This window comes from Roseovarius roseus, assembly GCF_043355935.2.
Taxonomy (GTDB): Bacteria; Pseudomonadota; Alphaproteobacteria; order Rhodobacterales; family Rhodobacteraceae; genus Roseovarius; species Roseovarius roseus.
The window spans coordinates 1-20342 of record NZ_JBHFPE020000028.1 but is presented as its reverse complement, the minus strand read 5'-3'; the positions used below and the strand labels follow the sequence as shown (position 1 = coordinate 20342).

Below are 20342 nucleotides of genomic sequence, written 5' to 3'. Positions count from 1 at the left end.
ATTACAGGGCATCCGGTTCGCCGGATGCCCCATGACCTGCTGACCTAAACAGCCAAAAGTTCCCGACATAGGACGTTATCACTGACAATGCTCGCGGGCTTTCCGTAGATACGCACAAGCGCATCCAGCTCTCGCGCCACCCGAGCACCAGAGATGCTGGTATCGGCCATCAGGCAGTGGTTTTCGCGGCAACAATCATCATTCACGGCCAGAATGCGGAACTTGCGAGATGCGCCGAAGGTGTCGGACAGGAAGTCCAAAGACCAACGCTCACCAGGCTTCGATGCTTCAGGCATCGGTGTCCGCGATCCACGTGCCCGTTTCCGGCCCCGTCGTCGGCGCACACCCAGTTTTTCGTCCGTATAGAGGCGATACAGCTTCTTGTGATTCATGATCATGCCTTTGCGCTCAAGCATCACACCAATCCGCCGATAGCCAAACCGGCGGCGTTTGTGCGCGACAGCTTTCATCTCCTCGCGGATTTCTGGATTGTCGGGCGGGCGTTCACGCCGGACGGTTTTGGGATCAACACCGACAAGACGGCAGGCCCGGCGTTGCGAGATACTATGATCCCGCATCGCCCGTAGCACTGCCTCTCGCCGCTCAATCGGCGTTGTCAGTTCTTTCCCAGCAAATCCTTCAGCATCACGTTGTCCAGCATCGCATCAGCCAGCAGGCGTTTAAGCTTGGCGTTCTCGTCCGTGACGGCGCGCAGCTTCGCCGCGTCCGACACTTCCATGCCGCCATATCTGGATTTGAACTTGTAGAACGTGCCCTGGCTGAGACCGTGCTTACGGCACACCTCAGCAGTCGGCATCCCGGCTTCTTGCTCTTTGATCATCCCGATAATCTGGGCTTCGCTAAAACGGCTCTTTCGCATCTGTTTGCTCCTTCGGAGGGTTGAGCAAACTCTACGTCAAGGTGAGGGAAGTTTCGGGGGGCAGGTCAGAAGTTCAGTTCACTCGTTAGGCGCAACACCGCTCACCCGGACCTCGTTCGATAGAAAACATGGTCACTACTGGGCAGCTTGCCATAAAGCAGACCCGATTGAATCATAATCGCGCCATGAGGACTCTCTAAGAGGGCTTTTGGAAAGAAGTATTCGGCTTCTTGCTCTAACAGAGGATATTGAAATGTCAGGTATTATCCACGTCGCCACAACATCCGAAGAGTTCTACAAGGCTGTCCAAGAAGCAACCGGCGGCGACCGCATTGAGCTTGCGCCGGGAGACTACGGTGACATAGCGCTGCGGAATCTGAACTATGATGAAAATATCGTTATAACGTCACTGGACGCTGAAAATCAGGCCACTTTTAATACAGTGAAGCTTTGGGAAGTATCTAATGTCACATTCGACAATCTCTTCTTCGATTTTACGCCTGATGAAGAGACGGTAGGTTGGGATAGCGCTCTCAAAGCCGATAAGTCATCAAACATTAGCGTTATCAACTCTCGCTTCGAGGGTGGACCGGCCGTGGCCGGCATTTCTGCCGACGCGGAGCCGGGCACCCAAGGGGCGCAAGGTATTGAAGGGGAAGTAATTGGACGTGCGATGGCGTTCAATTGGTCGCAGAATATAGTGATCGAAAATAATGATATTTCGCAATTTGAATCTGGTGTGCGGTTCAAAGAAGTTGATGGTGTCCTCTTTAATGGGAACGAAATCTATGACTTTCGTACCGTTTCCGTCGGTGGCTCAGACGTCTCTAATCTGAGTATGGAAAACAATTACTTTCACGATGCAAACCCTTGGAAATTTGGAGGGCTTGGCGATCACGGTGACTTTGTTCACTTCTGGACCAGTGGTCCGGACGCCCCTGTCAGCGAGAATCACTATTTCGCAAATAATATATTCGATCAGGGAGAGGGCACCGCCATACTTGGGTTCTTGTATGGCGATAATAATGGCCCTGGCTTCAGAAATGTCGTCATTGAAAACAACTTGATTTATAACGGTAATGCTCAGGCTATCACGATGCAAAATGTGGACGGCCTCATTGTCCGTGACAACAGCCTCCTTCCGAGCAGTGGTTTTGAACATGATGCGCCTCAGATCAGCCTCAATGAAGGCACCAGAAACGTCGTGATCGAGAACAACATCCTCAGCGGGATCCGCGGCTCTTCTTTGGAAAATATCGACGGCCACAACATCATAATCGGCGAAAACCTGATGGTTCAGGCCCATGACCCGCATGCACCGAATTACTCCGGTGAGGTGTTCGTCGCGAGCGCGGCATCCGTGTTCGATATTCGTGCCGTTCCTGGTGATATGGCAGATGGTATCGGCTCAAGTCTCACTCAATTCGATTGGTCTCCCAATAGTCTAACGCCGCAGTTTCAGGTTCATTCGGACGCATCCTCCAGTCACGATCTGATCTTTGATGCTTCCCTGACGGTAGGGCCGCTTGGCCTTGTTTCGGAAGACGATGCCGAGTTTCTGTGGACGTTTGAAGACGGAAGCAGTGCCACGGGCATGGTGGTAAAGCATGCGTTTGGGGAACCAGGGTATTACGACGTGACGCTCACAGTCGTGGCCAAAGATGGTAGCACGACACAAGCAGGGTTTACCGCGGGAATCTCAGGTGACCGCCTCGTGCAGTTTGATGCGCAATCCGGACAGTTCGAAACTGTTGCCTATGGTGAGCAAACGCCTCTCGACAGTATCGAGAGCAATGTCACGAAAACAGCAGACGGCTCTGCCCTGAAGCTGGGGGGGGACGGCATCAAGGCCAGTGTTTCGAGATCAGAACTGGCAGGATTCTTCGGAACGGACGCGTTTGAAATGTCCCTGTCTCTCAAGGCTGATAACGCTGAAAGTTCAGGCGAGGTTTCCAATATTCACACGAGCTTCCGCACTTTCGTGGACAGAAGTGGCAATTTTGGGGTGACACTTTTCCTTGATGATGGCTCACGCGTGAACGTAGCGAGCCGCGGAATCGACATCAGAGATGGGAATGTTCACGACATCACCGTCCGCTTTGACGGTACCGCAGGATTTGCCGATATTGTGATCGATGACAAAGTAGTTGCGAGTGAAAAGGTATCCGGTACTCTTGGCGGGGATGCCCGGGATCTCACATTTGGTAATCCGTGGGGCAACCAGAAGTTCGAAGGCGAGTTGTCCGCATTTACTCTTAGTGCGGAATCTTTCGATTTCCCGCTCTACGATGGCGAGGCCGTGCCGGTGCCTAAGACGGAAACAAATGCGCCTTATGATGGAGAAGCCGAAACAGCCCCCGAGGGAGGCCCTGTTGAGGGGAGCGGTGGAATAGTTGCACCTGATCCGACTGAACCCGAGGATACCGCGCCTGCTCCAGAGGACTCCGGCGCCCTTCAATCTTTGCCGCTCAGTGGATATGAACTCGACATCGCAGGCATTACGACCTCAAACACAGAGCGCTTGCGTGACGATGCCTATGTCGCCGAAACACAGAGTGGCCTAGCGATCGTTCTGGATGGGGAAAAAGACTACGTCTCTCTCGGCCGGCTGGAAGAATTCGAAGCTTCCGAGGAAGTGGCTTTCACGGTAGATTTCGTCAACAAGAACGTTAACGGCTCCCGTGATATTCTGGTTTGGAACCATATGAAGTTCGGCCTGACGTTAGAAGGGGACGGTCTGCGTGTGCACGCAAATAATGCTGACAGCCATTTCAGCAAAGGTTTCCTGGTCGATGGTCTTGGCCTGAATGATGGGAGCCGCCATACAGCTACTGTTATGGTAGATGCGGAAAAGGATCGCCTGCAGGTTGTCGTGGATGATGTACTTGTCCTAGACGAGCGGGACACGGATTTCGATTTTGTAGGTGCTGGCGGTCACGAATGGGGCTGGAACTTAGGAACCCCGTGGAATAGATGGTTTGAAGGGGAAATCCATGATTTTCAAGTTAGCAACAACTTTGCGTTTTTCGACGTTCCTCCAGAAGATAGCACGTTTATAACATGAGATGTAAAAATTAGTATTAAGGGGGAAAAGGCTAATTTCTTTGAATTTAATCCGGAAAGCTAGAGAGCACGATATCCCAAGTCTTATGAGGGTTGCGGATATGTGCTTTCCCCACTCTCTTTACTGGAGTTGGAAGAATTCTGATGCTCATCGCCTATGGAAGTTCGTAATTCAATCTAGCTCAAGTGAGGTTTGGGTATACGAATCGCAAGCTGAAATCAGAGGATTTTCATTGATTATTATAGACGAACTGGAGTGGAAATCCGCAAGGCGTCATTATAATTTATCAACCACTAAAAAACTTCTGCTGTCCCTAAGAGCCCCACGAAAGATTTTGCTCCTTCTAAAAAAGCATATATATAGAAGAAAAATAAACCATGAAGTCGAGGCCTATTCGTCAAATCTGAATCCACGATTATTTGTTGATTTGTTTGCTGTTCTTCCAAGCGATCGCCGTAGAGGGGTCGCTTCAGATTTACTTAAGAAGAACAACGATAGGGCAATTCAGTTAAGCCGTAAGTCTGTCGCATTTAACGTAGATGTGGATAATATTCCAATGTCATGCTTTCTCCGAAAACATAATTTTTTAGAAATTTACGTTGATAAAAAACAAGTCACATACGCCAAAGAGACAGTGAAACCAAACTAGTCGTAAAAGTTTTGTAACGCTCTTAGACTATAATAGGAATTGATACATGCTAGCGGTCGTCATCGTCACCTACAATTCTTCTGATGTGATTGTGCCATGTCTCGAGAGCCTAATTAAGTCAAAAGATGAAATACTCAAGATCTTGATTGTCGATAATGCATCTACGGATGCGACCATTCATAAGATTCGAGAGTGGAGTTCCACGAAGTCAATTACTTATGATGAAAGATCTAATAAAGTAGACAGTCTAATAGAGGCTGACTGCACTCTTCTTCGACTGAGCGTGAATTGCGGTTTTGCGGGGGCAGTCAACCAAGGACTTACATCGCAGATGCGAGACCCAAAATGTGATATTTTTTGGATACTCAATCCTGACTGTGAGGTGGAGGTGGAAACGGCAAGCGCTTTTAAGAAGTGCGCGAGGTCTACCGAACAGTTTAGTTTTATGGGATCTCGCATTTTGTATCGCGAAACTCCTGGGCTCATTCAATCCGATGGTGGCCGTGTGGGATACTGGACGGGAATTTGCCGAAATGTTAATCAGGGGAGTAATCCGGAAATTGCTATTCGTCCAGATCCGACGACCTTAGATTTTATTTCCGGAGCAAGCCTAGTTGTATCTCGGAAGCTCATCGAAACTATCGGTTTGATGCGCGAAGATTACTTTCTTTATTTCGAGGAGGTAGAATGGGCTTCGCGTCGTGGTGACTTACCTCTGGTGCTTTGTGAGGACGCTCTCGTCCACCATCACGGAGGCACTGCTATCGGCTCAGGCTCGGTCACACGCTTGGCTTCGCCTTTAGCACTCTATTTCAACTACCGAAACCGGATACGCTTTATTGGTGGAGTTCGTCCGATAGCGTTGCCAATTTCATTGATGGCATCTGCTGCACGTATAGGAAAAATATTTTCAAAGGGCGCTTGGCCCGAGGCTTGGGCTGGTTTACTTGGTTTGTGCCAATTGCCGCCTCCCAACTCAGTGCGGTCAGCCATATCTGAAGATGCGGCTAAGTTCGCATTTACCTATCGCCAGCACACTAGCAGTAATAGCAATAAAACGTAACTGATTATTAATTGGGACAAAACCCTCTTGGACCAAAGATAATCGTCAGGATGGAGCTCAGGCCAAGAATGCATTAATAATATAACTAGTTCATTCAGATCAGGCTACTCATTGGATAAATGCAACTTAGTATGAACCCCTGACATGGCCCTTATACGTCCGATCTCTATCGCCTAATTACGAGATCGATCCTGACCTAACTGTTTGAGCGTTCTCATTCGTCGCCTCGAGGTTTTCCACCATGCCTCTTCCGTCATCGACGCCGATATGCCCTTTCATTTACCAATTATTAAGATTCTTCGTCCCCCCCCCATTATAATCAAAGTGCAAAGACATTAAGATTCTCACTCTTTTTCGGATTTTTTAGTTGAATTCGCTTTATAAGTCCGTAGTAGCTTTTTCAAGCGCCGAGTTATTTCTAGATTATGCGATAGTAAACGAAGAAATTTATCGCTTGCGTCGCAAAGTCTTGCAGCGTTCATAACTAGAAAATTCTTGGAGGAAGCCGCTGCCATGACGACATCGGCTTCGGACCAGCTGTTTGTTGAGAATTGTCTTTTATATTCCGCGTCACCAAACCCATAGTCAACAATGGCACATTCACCCTGCCGCGCTATGTCCTCAAGGACTTTAATTTGCAGATACGTGCCGACACGATCGTTTGAATACGCTGGATCAAATGCTTTCGCGTAGATTAGGTATACCCCTTTGTACTTCAACCCAATTATAAACGAAATGCATTTAGAATCTACTGAGAGCGTCCAAACTTCTATCCAATTATTTAAAAAGCCAATTCTTAAAATTTCTTGCCACTCTTCGTTTTTATAGAATCCTGCGCCAAGACCTCGTTGATAAGTTTTCGATGCAACATCTTCAAGATCGTTCATTAGATCATTTAAATGATTGCAATCAGTTACTCGGTTTATGCGAAGTGTAGGAAATCCTCTTTCAGCTTTCCGTATGTAGTATCTTATTTTGCTTCTTGTTTTTGACGGTTTTGCTGTCAGTATATCTTCTGGCGCCTTAGGCACTTGAAAAACAAAGTGCTGACTTGGCAAGTATGATTTTAGGCGCCATGTTGAAAGATTTAACGAATCTATGGACTTCATGAAAGAAGAGTTCGATCTGACCATGCTGAGTTTGGCGATATCCGCTACGCCACGTTTTAGCTCACCCAGAAGAGCGCCGAGCAATGCACTTCTAATAGCAGCTGTATCCTTGCCGATAAAACCGCCATAAGTCATAGTAATGCTCCGCATCGGAAAATTTACTAAAGTGAAATATGCAACGCGGGCGGGCAGGCGCGTAGTTTCCAAACGGCAAATCAGCGAAGTGACGGGAGCGCCCTTCATTCTGACTAGAAAAATAAGAGGCGATATAATATTTTCACGGAGTGAAGTTACCGTCAAAAAGAAATCTGGATCACTATTGACATGCTGCGCTTGATTCTTCCAGAAGCCTATGAGATCTGGGCTACTCTCAGGATTAGAAATAATTTCCACCGTAAGGTCGTTAGTAGCCAAATCACTCAACTCTAAAGCTCCAATTCTGCCGTTCCTATACCCACAATATAGCTCTGATTTATGGCTCTAATCAACCATTACAAGCCGAAAATTCGTATGACCCACCACCTAATTGCAGCAACTCGATAAGGTACAACGTTGCGTCACAAACAGAACTTACGTTTCTATGTGTGGAACCAGGTGTTATTCGAGTTTTAGTATCCACGCCTTGGTCTAAACCCCCCGTCTTCCAGACGGGATCGCTTCAGCGCGAAGAATCGTCCTATGATCTTATCCTCCCAAAATGAGCCGCAGCCGGAGCAAAGGCTCATTTTGGGAGGATAAGATCATGCAATATTCGACTGGCAAGCATTGCGTCTTCTATCATCGTTATCACATCGTCTGGTCGACGAAATACCGCTACAAAGTGCTGACCGGACCGCTGCGCCTGCGGGTGCGCGACATCTGCCGCCAGGTGTGCCGCGAGAACGAGGTCGACATCTTGCGCGGGGTACTGTCGAGCGATCACGTCCACATGTTCGTGTCGGTGCCGCCGAAGATTGCCATCAGCGATCTGGTGCGCAAGATGAAGGGCCGTTCGTCCCACAAGGTGCAACGGGAGTTTCCAGCCATCCGAAAGCGCTACTGGGGCTGCCGGTTCTGGGGCAGGGGGTATTTTTCAACCACCAACGGTGCCATCACCGAAGACATCGTACTTCAGTACCTGGAAAATCACATCGCTGATCCTACCGGCGCCAGCCGGTAGTCGTTCAGTACTACAGGATAGTGAAGTGACGGTGAGCATTGACTTACCTAATGCATGTAACATACGAACTTGCATGGCCATTCGGAACATGTGAAGGACGTTGGTGCTCCGTTCTGTCTTTTTTCTCCTATCCGGCAACGCTGTCGCATCACTTATGGGTTTTGCGCGCACGCTGTTCGTCGCGCGGATTCTTGGTGTCGAGGACTATGGCATCGCAGTCACCTTCGCGCTTAGTACAGCGCTTGTCGAGATGGCATCTACTATTGGGCTGCAGAAGCTAATCGTTCAGGCTCGTGAGGGCGACGATCCTAATTGGCAGGCGGGATTGCAAGGGTTTCATCTCTTGCGGGGTATCCTGGCAGCTGCGGTCTTGTTTGCCTTTGCCCAACCAATTGCAACTTTTTTTGGCGTTCCTGATCTTGCTTGGGCATATCAGGTCCTTGCCTTAGTCCCTCTGTTTTTGGGATTCGAACATTTCGACATTCATCGCCTGACCCGGCGCAAACTCTATCGTCCTATTCTTATATACCGAGTGCTGCCGATAACGGCTTCAGTCGCGGCAGTATGGCCTCTTGCATGGCTCTTCGGCGATTACAGGGTGATGCTGTACGCGCTCTTGATTCAGTGGGGTCTTTCGGCTTTGGCGTCTCATGTGACTGCCGAAAGGCGGTATCGCCTAAGCTTAGATCGCACAATCATTGGCCGGACGTTCTCGTTCGGCTGGCCGCTCCTGATCAATAACGGACTACTGTTTGCGGTTATGGAAGGAGACCGCGTGATAGTCGGACGTGAACTCGGGCTTGAAATTCTCGCCATATTCTCCATTGGCCTCACTCTCACGAGAATGCCGATTGGTATCATTAGGCAGAGCCTATCGATGTTCTTTCTGCCACGTCTCTCGTCAGCACAGGACGATCCTGTTCGCTTCGTCCACCTTGCCCACGCTGTGATTAAAGCCGCTCTTGTCGCGGGCCTCCTTCTCGTTCTCATGGTGGCACTGATCGGTGGCCCGGTCACTAATCTGCTACTCGGTGACAAATACACGGCGGTGCTCCCGGTTCTAATTTGGTTCGCGATATGGCAGGCGATCAACGGTTTTCGGACGGGGATCTCACTGATCGCATTAGCGCAAGGAAAGACACGCCAGCTTATGCTGGCAAATATCGTCCGCCTTACCATGCTACCGCTTGCTTGGGTAGTGGCGGCGAAGGGCGCCGATTTTCTGATGCTGATCGGGATCGCGATAATAGGAGAGGTGGCAGCCTTTGGTGTGGGGTTAATGTTCCTGAAGTATCAATCTCGACTACCCCTCCGTGCAGTTGTTGTTTACATCATTCTGGCGTTCTCGTTTCTACTTTTGGCGGCTGGAAACCATCTTCTTATTGAAAACCCTAGCAAATTAGGAGAATGGCAATGGTCACGCCTTTATATAATCGTCCCTTTCGCAGCCATTGTTTTTCTGATGAGGGATATCATTCAACGTGGGCGAACATAGCCAACTCATAAATATACATTACAACTCGTACCCCTCTAAATTTATATTGTGATGCAATTGTTTTTGTAACCTTTGATTGCTTTCGGAAAATTCGCCACTGAATGTGTCTTTAACAAATTTATGAACAATAAGGGGAGGCCTCACAAGTTGAGTTAACCTATGCCCTGCAACGCCGGTAAATTCATATAAAAGATCTCCTGCGCGACCCAAATTAATGACTGCGGACCGACCGGCAGGTTGAAATCTCAGATAATTTATTCGACGCAATATTGGATAAATTATCTCAGGGAAACTTATTCCAAATCGTTGTGGTCCAAACAATTGACCCAACTCGAGGTCGCTTTCCGAAAACCGTAGAATTTCTGTAAGTGTGTTAAGGGGGTCTTTTGCCAAGTCTTCTTGCGTGACAACCATAATGTTTTCTACTCCAAAGCGATCTTGATAGTAGCTAATTAAGCGATCATATTTAAAATGATCAATTGAGAATGAAAAATAACCCAGTGACGGCTTTGAGAGAAAGAAGCTGGAAGGCGTTTCTGTTCCGCCGCGAGCTAAATATTGCATATAGGTTGAAACAAGCGCCTTATGTTGCTCTCGGATCGTAAATAATATTTTTGCATTTGGCGAAATTTTGTAAAGGCGATCACAGTACTCACAACTTTCCCGACCTCCATAGAATGGGTTGCCGCAAATAATTTCGGATGAGATCACTGGCGTCCAGTCACTTGGCATTGACGCTAAGCGCTTCTGAAGAAATTCTCTCGCCGTATCTACTGAAAATGATAACCTGTGAGGCTGGACTATTTTGTCAAATACCTCAACATGAGATAGCACTTGGTGGAATCCATGGGCTTGATTAAAACCTACATTTTGAAGCCAGGTTGTGCCCGTTTTGTGATACCCAACATGAAGCAAAAGTCGGTTTTGGATCATTGCATGTTCACCTAGATTACCATCTCGTTGCATTAACCTGATAATTTTAAACTAACCGTCGCGTCGATCCAGAATGCGCGCTTTCTTGGGTTCGAAGCGGGAATACAGCAAAGTGTTAACATTGGACGGCTTAGCTCGCTGCTCCGGGCTTTCGGATCGTTCTTCATGATCGCAGAACCAAATGCCCGACGCCAGCATGAAAACAAAAAATACGTATGTGTGTGTCCAAAAATGGACGGTCCAACCCACCATGAACATTCCAAACATTGTGACAAGATAGCCGGTGCGGTACCAATTTGACTTTTCATTTAAGTTGCGGCGATATGCTACAGAAAGAAATATTGAAAAGAACAACAAAAACCAAAGTATCCACACGGGAATTCCATTCTGCATTGCAGGGAGAATCCAGAACATATCGACGCTATCCGTCATAAAGTATAGGCGCTCCCAATCATTGAACCCAATACCGAAAAGGGGATTGTCAAAAATATTCTTGGTGCCCCAAATCCATATATTAATTCGGCTGTAAGCTGTTTGGGCATTGAACGAAAGATAACTTGCAAGAACATGAAAAGGTGTTCGGTTGGAAATAAGATCGACAATAATGAAGCCTAATACTGACAGCCCTAAAAGAAAGTGCCAACGCTGCCGAAAGGACTTCATCAAGCCATCCCAAACAATTATATTGGCTTGAGCCATCAGCGAGACGAGCGGGCCAGATGACAGGCAGAACGCACCTGTCAAGGCAATAATGAAGGCTTTTGCAATGCGATTTACCCAGGCCTGATTGTAACCCAAGACGTAGTAGGAAACTCCAACGAGAGAGAGTATAAAAACTCCGAAGTGTATTGGATGTGGGAATGGACCTTGTACTCGGTCTAGGTTCATTCGTTTTTCCATCCAGTGATCAGGGTAAGTTGCACCGATTTCTGAGAACAGTTTAATAATTATAGCCTCTCCGCTCATTGCTTCGTATATGGCAAATGGGAGTAGTATTACGGCAAGCCAGAACAAAAGGCGGACGGTGGCATGGAAAGCTTCAGGAGTGCGGATGTAACAGCGGCCGATGAGATATGCACCGAGCGTATCGATCCAAACAAGCCCAATCGTTTCGACCATTGGCCCAAGCCCGTGGTTGACAACAAATGAGATGCTGGACCAGAGACAGATGGCGACTACACAAAGATCTGGGAGACGCACGCGGCCAACTTGACCGCTGAAAAGCCGATAAAGCCCAGGCACAAAAAGCGCTAGAAGAACGATCCGATAAATTGGGAGTCTGACCGAGCCAAGATTTATAAATAATGGAACAACTAGGCTGACAATAAAAAGCCCAGCTATCAAAGGAAGCCCTTTTTTCCGCACGGCACCAATAGTATCTGAAAGCGCCTCATTTTTGCTAAATTCTCTGCTTTGTGCGCTCATTAACTATCTCACATCAAAATGGGCGCAGTGTTGCCTGTAGTATAAACAAACTACCTGCGCGTGAAGAATGCTGTCGTACCGAGGCTCTAACACTATGCAGCAACGTAGCCATGGAGTGGCAAAAGTTAACTATAGACGCGTCGCGGGACAGGTTGAAGGTCAAGACCAACTTTATATAACGCTGCTCAATTGAGGTTTTTCCTGTTTGCCGACTGAAGGTCAAGCCGTTAGCAAGGATTTCGGGGGGCGATCGATATCCGGGGGCTCCGCGCTATGCAAAAATTTGACGCACCAGACATTGTCCAGAAAGGGCTGTACCTGTCATGAATACCTCACTGCACCGCGTTACTCAGGGAGATCTGTGCGCTGGTTGCGGAGCATGTGCTGGGTTATTTCCGAAGAAATTGAGCATGCAAATGACGTCACCCGGCTTCCTGCGGCCCCGTCAAATCGCCCCGCTGGGCGAGGCCGAGGAGAAGGCGCTGGCCGGGTTCTGCCCCGCGTTGAGGCAGAGGGTCGAGGCAGGGGCGCGTACCGATGACACGCTTTGGGGCCCTTACCTCGAGATGCAGACCGGCTGGTCCACGGATCCCGAGCTGCGCTTTGCCGGGGCCTCGGGCGGGGCGCTCTCGGGGCTGCTCCTGCACCTTCTGGACAGCGGCGAGGTGGAGGCGATCGTGCAGATCGCCGAAGATCCCGCCACGCCCATTGCCAACCGGACGGTGATCTGCACCGACCGAGACGGTATCCTGGCCGCCGCCGGGTCACGCTATGCGCCCTCCGCGCCTCTGGCCGGGCTGGCGGATCTCATAGCGTCGGGGCGGCGCCATGCCATGGTGGGCAAGCCCTGCGACATCGCCGCGCTGCGGGCACTGGCCGCGGCCCGGTCCGAGGTTGCGGCGGCGTTTCCCGTCATGCTATCCTTCTTCTGCGCAGGTGTGCCTTCGGAGGATGGCGCGCGCGCCATCCTGGCGGCGCTCGGCACCGATCAGGACGCGACCGCGCGCTTTCGCTATCGCGGGCAGGGCTGGCCCGGACGCGCGACCGCCCAGCTCAAGGCAGGCGGCGCGCGCTCGATGAGCTATCATGACAGCTGGGGCAAGATCCTGTCGAAACATGTCCAGCATCGCTGTAAGATCTGCGCGGACGGCACCGGCAAGGCTGCCGATATCGTCTGCGCTGATGCCTGGGAGAGCGATGCTGCGGGTTATCCGGTCTTCGACGAGGCCGATGGCGTCAGCCTGATTGTTAGCCGCACCGAACTGGGCGCGCGCCTCCTTGCAGATGCGGTGGAGGCTGGCCGGATCGAGACCCAGCCCTTCGATGTCGATGGGCTGGCCGCAATCCAGCCCGGCCAGCGCGAGCGGCGTCGCGCGCTCTTGGCGCGGCTGATGGCGCTGCGCCTCACCGGGCGGCCGATACCGCGCTACGAGGGCCTGCATCTGCGCGCCGCCGCCCGGCAGAACCCCATGGGCCGCAACCTCAGGAATTTTCTCGGGATGCTGCGCCGATCCTTGAAAGCACGGCTGAAAAGGTAAGGCGCGCGGGTCTTACCCGATTGCGCAGCCTGTGCTACCTCCGGGGTGACGCCCCTTTCCGCCCTTCTTCGCAGGATATGTGAATGCTCGAGATCGCCCTGATTTTCCACTCCGCCAGCAATGACAACATGGGGGTGGGGGCGCTGAGCGTATCCGAAGTGGCTATCCTGCGCCGCATCGCCGAGGCGCGGGGCATTCCCGTCAGGATCAAGGTGATCGACAGCATCGCCACCCGCCCGCCTTACGTGACCGGAGACGATATCGAGATCCGGCCGGCGCGGCCGCTGCGCAAGCCTTGGGATTTCTTCCGGGCCGTGCGCGGCGCCGATATGGTGATCGATATCGGCGGGGGCGACAGTTTTGCAGATATCTACGGCAAGCGCCGGCTGACCCAGATGTTCCTGATGAAGTATCTCACGCATCTGGCGGGCAGGCCGCTGGTGCTGGCGCCGCAGACCTTCGGGCCGTTCCGGCATCGCCTCTCGGGCTTTCTTGCACGCCAGAGCATCCGGCGATGCGCCATCACCGCCACGCGCGATGCGCTCTCGACAGCCTGCCTGCGCGAGATGGGGATCAGCGGGGGCATCATCGAGGCCTCGGACGTGGCGCTGCGCCTGCCTTATGATCCGCCCGCAGGAACGGAAAGCGGGCCGGTGAAGGTCGGGATCAACGTCTCGGGCCTTTTGATGAGCGGCGGCTATACCCGCGACAACATGTTCGGGCTGAAGATGGACTACCCGCAGCTGATGCGCGACATTGCGCAGCATTTCACCGATCACGCCGACGGCTGCGAGCTGCATCTCGTGCCGCATGTGATCTCGTGGGAGCGCGGCGCGCTCGAGGATGATTACGCGGCGAGCGTAAAGCTGGCCGAGGAATTTCCCGGCGCCATCGTCGCGCCGGCCTTCACCTCTCCCTCCGAGGCCAAGAGCTATATCGCGGGCATGGATTTCTTCATGGGCGCGCGGATGCATGCCTGCATCGCGGCCTTCTCCTCGGGGGTGCCGGTGGTGCCGATGGCCTATAGCCGCAAGTTCGCGGGGCTTTTCGGCGCCCTTGGCTATGACGAGACCGTGGATTGCACCGCCCAGAGCGCCGAGGACATCAAGGAGCGGATATTCGCGGCCTATGAGCGTCGTGCAGACATGGCACAGGCTCAGCAGGCGGCGCTGGAGACGGGGCTGGAGCGGCTGGGACGCTACGAGGCCGCGCTTGGCGATCTGATGGACAAGATGGCGAAAACAGCAGGCCGTGCAGCAGGCTCTCGCTCAAATGACTGAAGATGCCCTGTTTATCTCAACTCTTGCAGTGTTTTGTATGGCGCTGGCCGCTTTTGCGGTAGTCGCCTGGTTCGGCACAGCGATTCTCTTTCGGCGCCAGGCAACCCGCGAGCTCGCAAAACGGGCCCGCGCCTGCCGGGCTATCGTTTTGACCTATGACGACGGCCCGAGCGAGGGTCTTACGCTTCGTCTCGCTGAACTGTTGAAGCGACGTAGGGTCCGCGCTACCTTTTTTGTGATTGGCCAAAATGCAATGCGGTATCCTGAAACCATTCGCCGTCTGCTCAATGACGGACATGAAATTGGCAATCATACATTTGACCACCTGAATGCATGGAAAACTGGCCCATTTCGTGCGGCTCGGGATATCCGAAAAGGGCAGCAACAGCTTGATGCCTTGGGGATCGAGAACAATATGTTCCGGCCACCTTTTGGAAAATCCACTCTGCTGACACTTGGCTACAACCTGATGCGCCGGACGCGGATGGCGTTCTGGACCTATGACAGTCGGGATAGCTGGAATCGTCTTCCCTCCGGCCAGATTTTAGAAGATCTGAAAATCGCGGGAGGCGGTGTCATCCTGATGCATGATTTTGATCGTCCGCACCGCGGCCCATCGCCAGAGGACCATCAAGAGTATATACTCGATCTGACGGAAAAAATCATCACCTACGCTGAAGAAAACAGCTTCAATATCATACCATTCAATGAACTTTTCGCCCCCGGCTCAATATACTAAGAGCGTGACATGAACAAAACACCACATGTGATGGCTGTTGCCTCGGCAGGGGGCCATTGGGTTCAGCTGATGAGGTTGCGTCCGGCTTGGAAAGGGCTTCGGGTGACCTATGTCACGACCGATCCGGAATTTTATGAAACAGTCCGCAATTATGCGAAGGAAGACGGCGAGCCAACGCCCGGCTTTTACACGGTCGTCGAAGCAAACCGGTGGCAGAAGCTGCGCCTGATCAAGCAGCTTCTCGGCTTAGTATTCATTATTGCAAGACAGCGCCCCGATGTCGTTCTGTCGACCGGCGCGGCCCCGGGGTATTTCGCGATGAGGATCGGGCGCCTGTTTGGCGCACGGACCGTTTGGATCGACAGTGTCGCCAATTCCGAAGAGTTGTCGATGTCCGGTCAGCGCATCGGCAGGCATGCCGACTTGTGGCTCACGCAGTGGGAACATCTGGCGAAGGCAGATGGCCCTCAATATATGGGGTCGGTGCTTTGATCTTCCTGACTATCGGCACGCACGAACCTTTTGACCGGCTAGCCAAGGCTGTTGATGAATGGGCTAGCCAGGCCTCTCGTGATCACGAGATCATTGCCCAAGTCATTTCTCCACCCACTGACGCGTATGTTCCTGAACATTTCGACATGATTGCGCATATGTCGCCTGCCCAATATGAAAACCAAATCAAGCGCTCGGATCTTATCGTGTCCCATGCCGGGATGGGCACTATTCTTACGGCTTTCACGCATGGAAAGCCGATCGTAATCATGCCGAGACGTGGCCACCTCAATGAGACCCGCAACGACCATCAGTATACGACAATCAAAAGCATCCCGAGGAGGCCTGGTCTGTTCGTTGCAGAGGATGAAGATCAGTTTTCGGATGTGATGAACAGGGCCGTGGAAAGTGTTGCCAACACGCCGCTCCAGCGCCTCTCTGCTGTTGCGGATACAGAGTTCACGGATGGCCTACGCAGTTTTTTGCTTGGTTCTGCTAAGGCATGACCGATAAGTAGCGACGAAACAAGAAAATCATCAATACTGGAGATGAATAAGCGTGGCTGACAAACCCTTCGATGAATTGCTCTCAAGAATTGAGGGGCTGACTGCAAAGGTAGCTATCCTTGGACTTGGATATGTAGGGTTGCCTCTGGCGGTCACGACGGCGCGCAGCGGATTGCATGTCACCGGGTTCGACATCGATGACAAAAAAGTCGATCAGCTCTACGCAGGGCACAGCTATATCGGCGCTGTGGCGGATCAGGATCTTGCCGATCTGCGGAAGGCGGGTCGCGTTTCCTGGACGAGCGATTTCAGCCAACTTGCGGATATGGACGTATTTGTCATATGTGTCCCCACGCCCCTAACGGCGCACCGTGAACCGGATCTTTCCTACGTCATTTCGACAACCCAAGAGATTGCGCGGCATATCAAGCAAGGCTCACTCGTCGCATTGGAATCCACTACCTATCCAGGCACAACCGATGAGGTCTTGACGCCCATCCTAGCGCAATCCGGATTTAAATTGGGAGACGACATATTCATCGGTTTCTCTCCCGAACGCGAGGATCCGGGCAATATCACCTATAACACCAACACGATTCCAAAAATCGTTGCGGGGGACGGTCCCGAAGCCAGCCAGCTCATGGAAGCGTTTTATCGCAAGGTCGTGCGCGATGTGGTGCCCGTGTCCAAGACGCGCACGGCTGAAGCCATCAAGATCACCGAAAACATCTTCAGAGCCGTCAACATCGCTCTTGTGAACGAACTGAAGGTCATCTTCGATGCCATGGATATCGACGTCTGGGAAGTGATTGACGGCGCTGCGACCAAGCCGTTCGGCTTCATGCCTTTCTATCCCGGGCCCGGGTTGGGGGGACACTGTATCCCAATTGACCCGTTCTACCTGACCTGGAAGGCCAGAGAGTATCACCTCTCCACTCGCTTCATCGAACTGGCAGGAGAGATCAATTCCAATATGCCAGACTACGTCATCTCTAGGCTCCGCGAGGTTATTGATCGCCGATTGGGAATCGGTTTGAGCAAGGCACGCATCCTGATCATCGGAATAGCCTACAAAAAGAACGTCTCAGACATGCGAGAAAGCCCGGCCGTCAGGCTGCTGTCGCTTCTGCGCGATGCAGGCGCGAGCGTGCAGTTTCACGACCCTCATGTGCCCCAAATCCCTCGCATGCGCGAATATCCCGAGCTTCTTGGGTACAAGTCGACAGCGTTCCAAAACATAGATCCTGCCGAGCTGGACGCTATCCTAATCGCGACGGATCACGACAACGTCGACTACGCTGCGCTTGCCGAAATGAACCTGCCGATCATCGACACACGTAACGCCATGCAGAAACGCAACCTAGCAATGGATAATGTCGAAAAGGCGTGATGGTTAAGCCTGCTCATCAGCGCTCGCGGATCCACCAGCCAGCCACCCATCCCGCGATGAAGCCGCCCAGATGGGTCTCCCAGGCGAGGCTGCCATCCATCGCCCAGTACATGACTAGGTTGAGCGCGATCAGCAGCGCGATCACCCGCAGCACCGGGCCCAGCCCCTCGCGGGCCGCGCGGCGGATGGTATATTCCCACCCCACCACGACCCCCGCGAGACCGAAAAGCGCGCCCGAGGCACCCACCATCGGCTGCACTGCCGACGAAAGCAGCGCAAAGCCCGCAGCCCCGCCCAGAAGCGTCCCTGTATAGATCACGGCAAAGCGCAGCTGGCCCACTCGCTCGATCACGATCTGTCCCAGAGAGACCAGCGTGATCATGTTGACCAGAAGATGCAGAAAGCCGCCATGCAGGAAGCCGTAGCTGGCGAACATCACCACCGGCTGGGCGGCATAGTTGGGCTGCCAAGTGCCCAAAAGTCCCCGCCAGAAGCCACCATATTCATAGGCTAACCCGCGCCAGCGTGGTGTCCCCCACAACCCGTGATCGGCACCTTGCAGCACCGCCTCGACCGCGACACAGGCCAGCATGATGGCCAGCAATACCCAATGCTCGGGCAGCCATGCTTGAAAGCGCGCGTATCGCGTGGCTGAGCGGTTTGCATCCATTCCCACTGGATGCGCCAGCGCTGCGAGAAACTCAAGCCTGCGCTATGAAAAGCGCGCGCCTGCAGCGGGGGCCTCAAGGCCTGTGATCTACCACAGTGTGTTGTTCTTGGCATGCAGCCAGCAGCCTATCCGCGCATTAACTGGTTTTGACGACTCTGATGATGTGACCGCCCCCCGACGGCATCAATGTGCCATATGTGGACGGCGCCCTCCTCGCAAGAACTCTTTGATGATTTTGATCGGATCGCTTGCGTTCATATGTCCGGCCTCACATGATGATTTCTCCGTCAATAGGTTGTTTTCGATTTCGGTGCCCGAGGCGAACTCTCTTTCGGCAGACCCCTGTCTGCAAACCTCACATCCGGCGGGAACTTGGTCCCAACCACTGTCCCGCTTTCGGGACTGGAGAGCTCCAAAGGAACGGCACCACTCTGTGAAGACGGCATTTATAGTGCCACGCCGGACAACGGCGACGTTCCCTCGGTCACCAGGCGGCTATGCCCTCGCAGAGCAGCCTGATCTCGTTGACCTTTATGCGGCGGGTTTCATAGTCACCCCCTGCGGAACTACCCCGTCAGTGACGAACCGCCAAAGAGCAATCAGCAGCTTTCGGGCAAGCGCAACGATCATCACTTTCCGCATGCGCCGACCGGTCTGGCCTGTTCTCTCTCGGAACCAAGTAACCTGCGCGGCACCGGGCTGGTAGCGTAGCCAGAGCCATGCCAACTCAACCATCGTCGTTCTAAGTCGCCTGTTTCCGGCTTTCCCGATCCCTTGTTCACGCTCCACTCCTCCGCTGTTGTAGGGCGTCGCTGTAAGACCGGCATACGATCCTAACGCCTTGCCATTGGCAAAGTGGCGCACGAAGGCCTCGCGAACCAACACGGTTGCGCTCTGCACCCCGATGCCACGAAGCGTGCAAAGTTGTTGGATCATTCTGCAAGCCTCGTCGTCGGCTGGTTCCGCGACTACGGCATCACGCTCGCGTTCCAACTGAGCGATCTGGGAGAGTACAAGCTCGAGCCTGCTCAACAGCCGTTCGATCTTTGCGAGCGCGTTTGGCGGCAGCGACTCGCCCAGCCCGGTGCGCAGATCCGCCAATCGACGCCGCCGACTCTGAAGGAGCGGGTTGTAGCCCTCAATACCCAGTGTCGCCAGGACGGCGCCGATACGGTTGGTCAGACCAACGCGCTCGGAGATAAGCTCTGTCCTTTCGCGAATGCTTCGCCGTGCATCTTCGTCCGCTTCATCCGGGATTGGCACCATAGAGCAGACCCGCGGCTCTCCTCGAAGCCATGCCATCAGGGTGCGGAGCAGCAACTCTGCGTCAATACCATCGGACTTAGCGCGGCGCATGCGGCGATCCACCGGGACGCTTGAAGGCTGGATGACGTGGACCTCGACCCCTTTTGCGATCAGCCATCGCGCCAGCCAGAATCCACTCCATCCAGCCTCATAAGTCGCGATCACACAATCGACCCGATGACCGGCCGCGGCGGCGCGGGTCTGATACCCATCAATCGCTGCTTCAAGGGCCAGCTTCTCGGGGGCGATTGTTTTCCTGGTCTTGGATTGCGGAAGGCCAGGCACTTGAGCCGCTACGACCCATGATTTGCTACTCAACTCAATCGCGAGAACGAGTGTGTGATCATATGAAATAGAATTCAGCGTGTCGGACGAATGTGCCATTATCAGATCTCCTCTTTTTGGCATGACACAGCCTATCAGTTCTGCGCCACTCACCATGGGATCTGTTGGTGCGTTCACACATGAACGCTGGCCAAGATGGTTTCCGCTACGTGGGTTCCAAACAAGGTGACGGCCACATCGGGCCATTGGCACATACGGAGTGTCCCTCGTGTCGGATCGATCGATTGTAACCGCCGGACGTAATCTCCCCAAAACCGCCGTTTGAAAATTCCCCAAAACGCGAGCGGCGTTGGCGATTTC

At 52.7% G+C, this 20342-nt stretch carries 17 protein-coding genes and 1 pseudogene; 11 read left to right on the top strand and 7 right to left on the bottom strand.

Translation table 11 applies throughout. The features are described 5' to 3' along the window. Positions 1-74 precede the first annotated feature (74 nt). A pseudogene (locus tag ACEWPL_RS18610) lies at positions 75-880 on the bottom strand (transposase); the annotation flags it as partial. A gap of 253 nt (positions 881-1133) precedes the next feature. On the opposite strand from ACEWPL_RS18610, the gene ACEWPL_RS18605 reads away from it, so the two are divergent. The 3 genes from ACEWPL_RS18605 to ACEWPL_RS18595 all read left to right on the top strand — a co-directional run bounded on the left by ACEWPL_RS18605 (position 1134) and on the right by ACEWPL_RS18595 (position 5656). Continuing rightward, positions 1134-3944 carry a right-handed parallel beta-helix repeat-containing protein gene (locus tag ACEWPL_RS18605; protein ID WP_393928698.1) on the top strand — a complete coding sequence of 937 codons (2811 nt, stop codon included), beginning with the start codon at positions 1134-1136 and terminating at the stop codon, positions 3942-3944. A gap of 232 nt (positions 3945-4176) precedes the next feature. Further along, entirely contained in the window at positions 4177-4593 is a 417-nt protein-coding gene (locus ACEWPL_RS18600) for an N-acetyltransferase (RefSeq protein WP_393928700.1), read from the top strand. Between the two features lie 46 nt (positions 4594-4639). Further along, complete coding sequence (locus tag ACEWPL_RS18595; RefSeq protein ID WP_393928702.1) at positions 4640-5656, top strand: glycosyltransferase family 2 protein; 1017 nt, start codon at positions 4640-4642, stop codon at positions 5654-5656. 344 nt (positions 5657-6000) lie between these two features. Here the strand turns inward: ACEWPL_RS18595 and ACEWPL_RS18590 are convergent, their stop codons facing one another. Then, positions 6001-7188, bottom strand: coding sequence for a GNAT family N-acetyltransferase (locus ACEWPL_RS18590; protein WP_393928704.1), 1188 nt, complete (start codon positions 7186-7188; stop codon positions 6001-6003). Positions 7189-7507: 319 nt separating this feature from the next. On the opposite strand from ACEWPL_RS18590, the gene tnpA reads away from it, so the two are divergent. Continuing rightward, positions 7508-7924, top strand: a complete 417-nt coding sequence (gene tnpA, locus ACEWPL_RS18585) for an IS200/IS605 family transposase (protein ID WP_393928706.1) — start codon at positions 7508-7510, stop codon at positions 7922-7924. A 103-nt stretch (positions 7925-8027) separates the two neighbouring features. Beyond that, entirely contained in the window at positions 8028-9419 is a 1392-nt protein-coding gene (locus tag ACEWPL_RS18580; RefSeq protein ID WP_393928708.1) for an oligosaccharide flippase family protein, read from the top strand. Positions 9420-9437: 18 nt separating this feature from the next. Here the strand turns inward: ACEWPL_RS18580 and ACEWPL_RS18575 are convergent, their stop codons facing one another. Together ACEWPL_RS18575 and ACEWPL_RS18570 are read right to left on the bottom strand one after the other, a co-directional pair. Further along, a complete protein-coding gene (locus tag ACEWPL_RS18575) occupies positions 9438-10352 on the bottom strand; it encodes a sulfotransferase (protein WP_393928710.1) in 915 nt (304 codons plus the stop codon). A 51-nt stretch (positions 10353-10403) separates the two neighbouring features. Further along, positions 10404-11777 carry an O-antigen ligase family protein gene (locus ACEWPL_RS18570; protein ID WP_393928712.1) on the bottom strand — a complete coding sequence of 458 codons (1374 nt, stop codon included), beginning with the start codon at positions 11775-11777 and terminating at the stop codon, positions 10404-10406. A gap of 416 nt (positions 11778-12193) precedes the next feature. Here ACEWPL_RS18570 and ACEWPL_RS18565 point away from each other — a divergent pair, with 416 nt between their 5' ends. The 6 genes from ACEWPL_RS18565 (at position 12194) to ACEWPL_RS18540 (ending at position 17722) form a co-directional block, all read left to right on the top strand. Beyond that, positions 12194-13315, top strand: a complete 1122-nt coding sequence (locus ACEWPL_RS18565; protein ID WP_393928714.1) for a Coenzyme F420 hydrogenase/dehydrogenase, beta subunit C-terminal domain — start codon at positions 12194-12196, stop codon at positions 13313-13315. An 83-nt stretch (positions 13316-13398) separates the two neighbouring features. Continuing rightward, a complete protein-coding gene (locus ACEWPL_RS18560) occupies positions 13399-14595 on the top strand; it encodes a polysaccharide pyruvyl transferase family protein (protein ID WP_393928716.1) in 1197 nt (398 codons plus the stop codon). Next, positions 14588-15334 carry a polysaccharide deacetylase family protein gene (locus ACEWPL_RS18555; protein ID WP_393928718.1) on the top strand — a complete coding sequence of 249 codons (747 nt, stop codon included), beginning with the start codon at positions 14588-14590 and terminating at the stop codon, positions 15332-15334. Before ACEWPL_RS18560 ends, ACEWPL_RS18555 begins: the two co-directional genes overlap by 8 nt. Before the next feature lie 9 nt (positions 15335-15343). Further along, entirely contained in the window at positions 15344-15826 is a 483-nt protein-coding gene (locus ACEWPL_RS18550; RefSeq protein ID WP_393928720.1) for a UDP-N-acetylglucosamine--LPS N-acetylglucosamine transferase, read from the top strand. Then, positions 15823-16332 carry a glycosyltransferase gene (locus ACEWPL_RS18545; RefSeq protein WP_393928722.1) on the top strand — a complete coding sequence of 170 codons (510 nt, stop codon included), beginning with the start codon at positions 15823-15825 and terminating at the stop codon, positions 16330-16332. The genes ACEWPL_RS18550 and ACEWPL_RS18545 overlap by 4 nt, the downstream gene beginning before the upstream one ends. Before the next feature lie 52 nt (positions 16333-16384). Then, positions 16385-17722, top strand: coding sequence for a nucleotide sugar dehydrogenase (locus ACEWPL_RS18540; protein WP_393928724.1), 1338 nt, complete (start codon positions 16385-16387; stop codon positions 17720-17722). A gap of 16 nt (positions 17723-17738) precedes the next feature. Here ACEWPL_RS18540 and ACEWPL_RS18535 read toward each other — a convergent pair whose 3' ends face one another. The 3 genes from ACEWPL_RS18535 to ACEWPL_RS18525 all read right to left on the bottom strand — a co-directional run. After that, on the bottom strand, positions 17739-18392 hold the full coding sequence (locus tag ACEWPL_RS18535; protein ID WP_393928728.1) for a rhomboid family intramembrane serine protease: 654 nt from the start codon (positions 18390-18392) through the stop codon (positions 17739-17741). Positions 18393-18923: 531 nt separating this feature from the next. Continuing rightward, positions 18924-20081: an IS110 family RNA-guided transposase gene (locus ACEWPL_RS18530; RefSeq protein WP_393928726.1), complete on the bottom strand. Its 1158-nt coding sequence runs from the start codon at positions 20079-20081 to the stop codon at positions 18924-18926. Positions 20082-20155: 74 nt separating this feature from the next. Beyond that, positions 20156-20342: hypothetical protein (locus ACEWPL_RS18525; RefSeq protein ID WP_420744384.1), on the bottom strand; the 187-nt coding region annotated here is incomplete at its 5' end.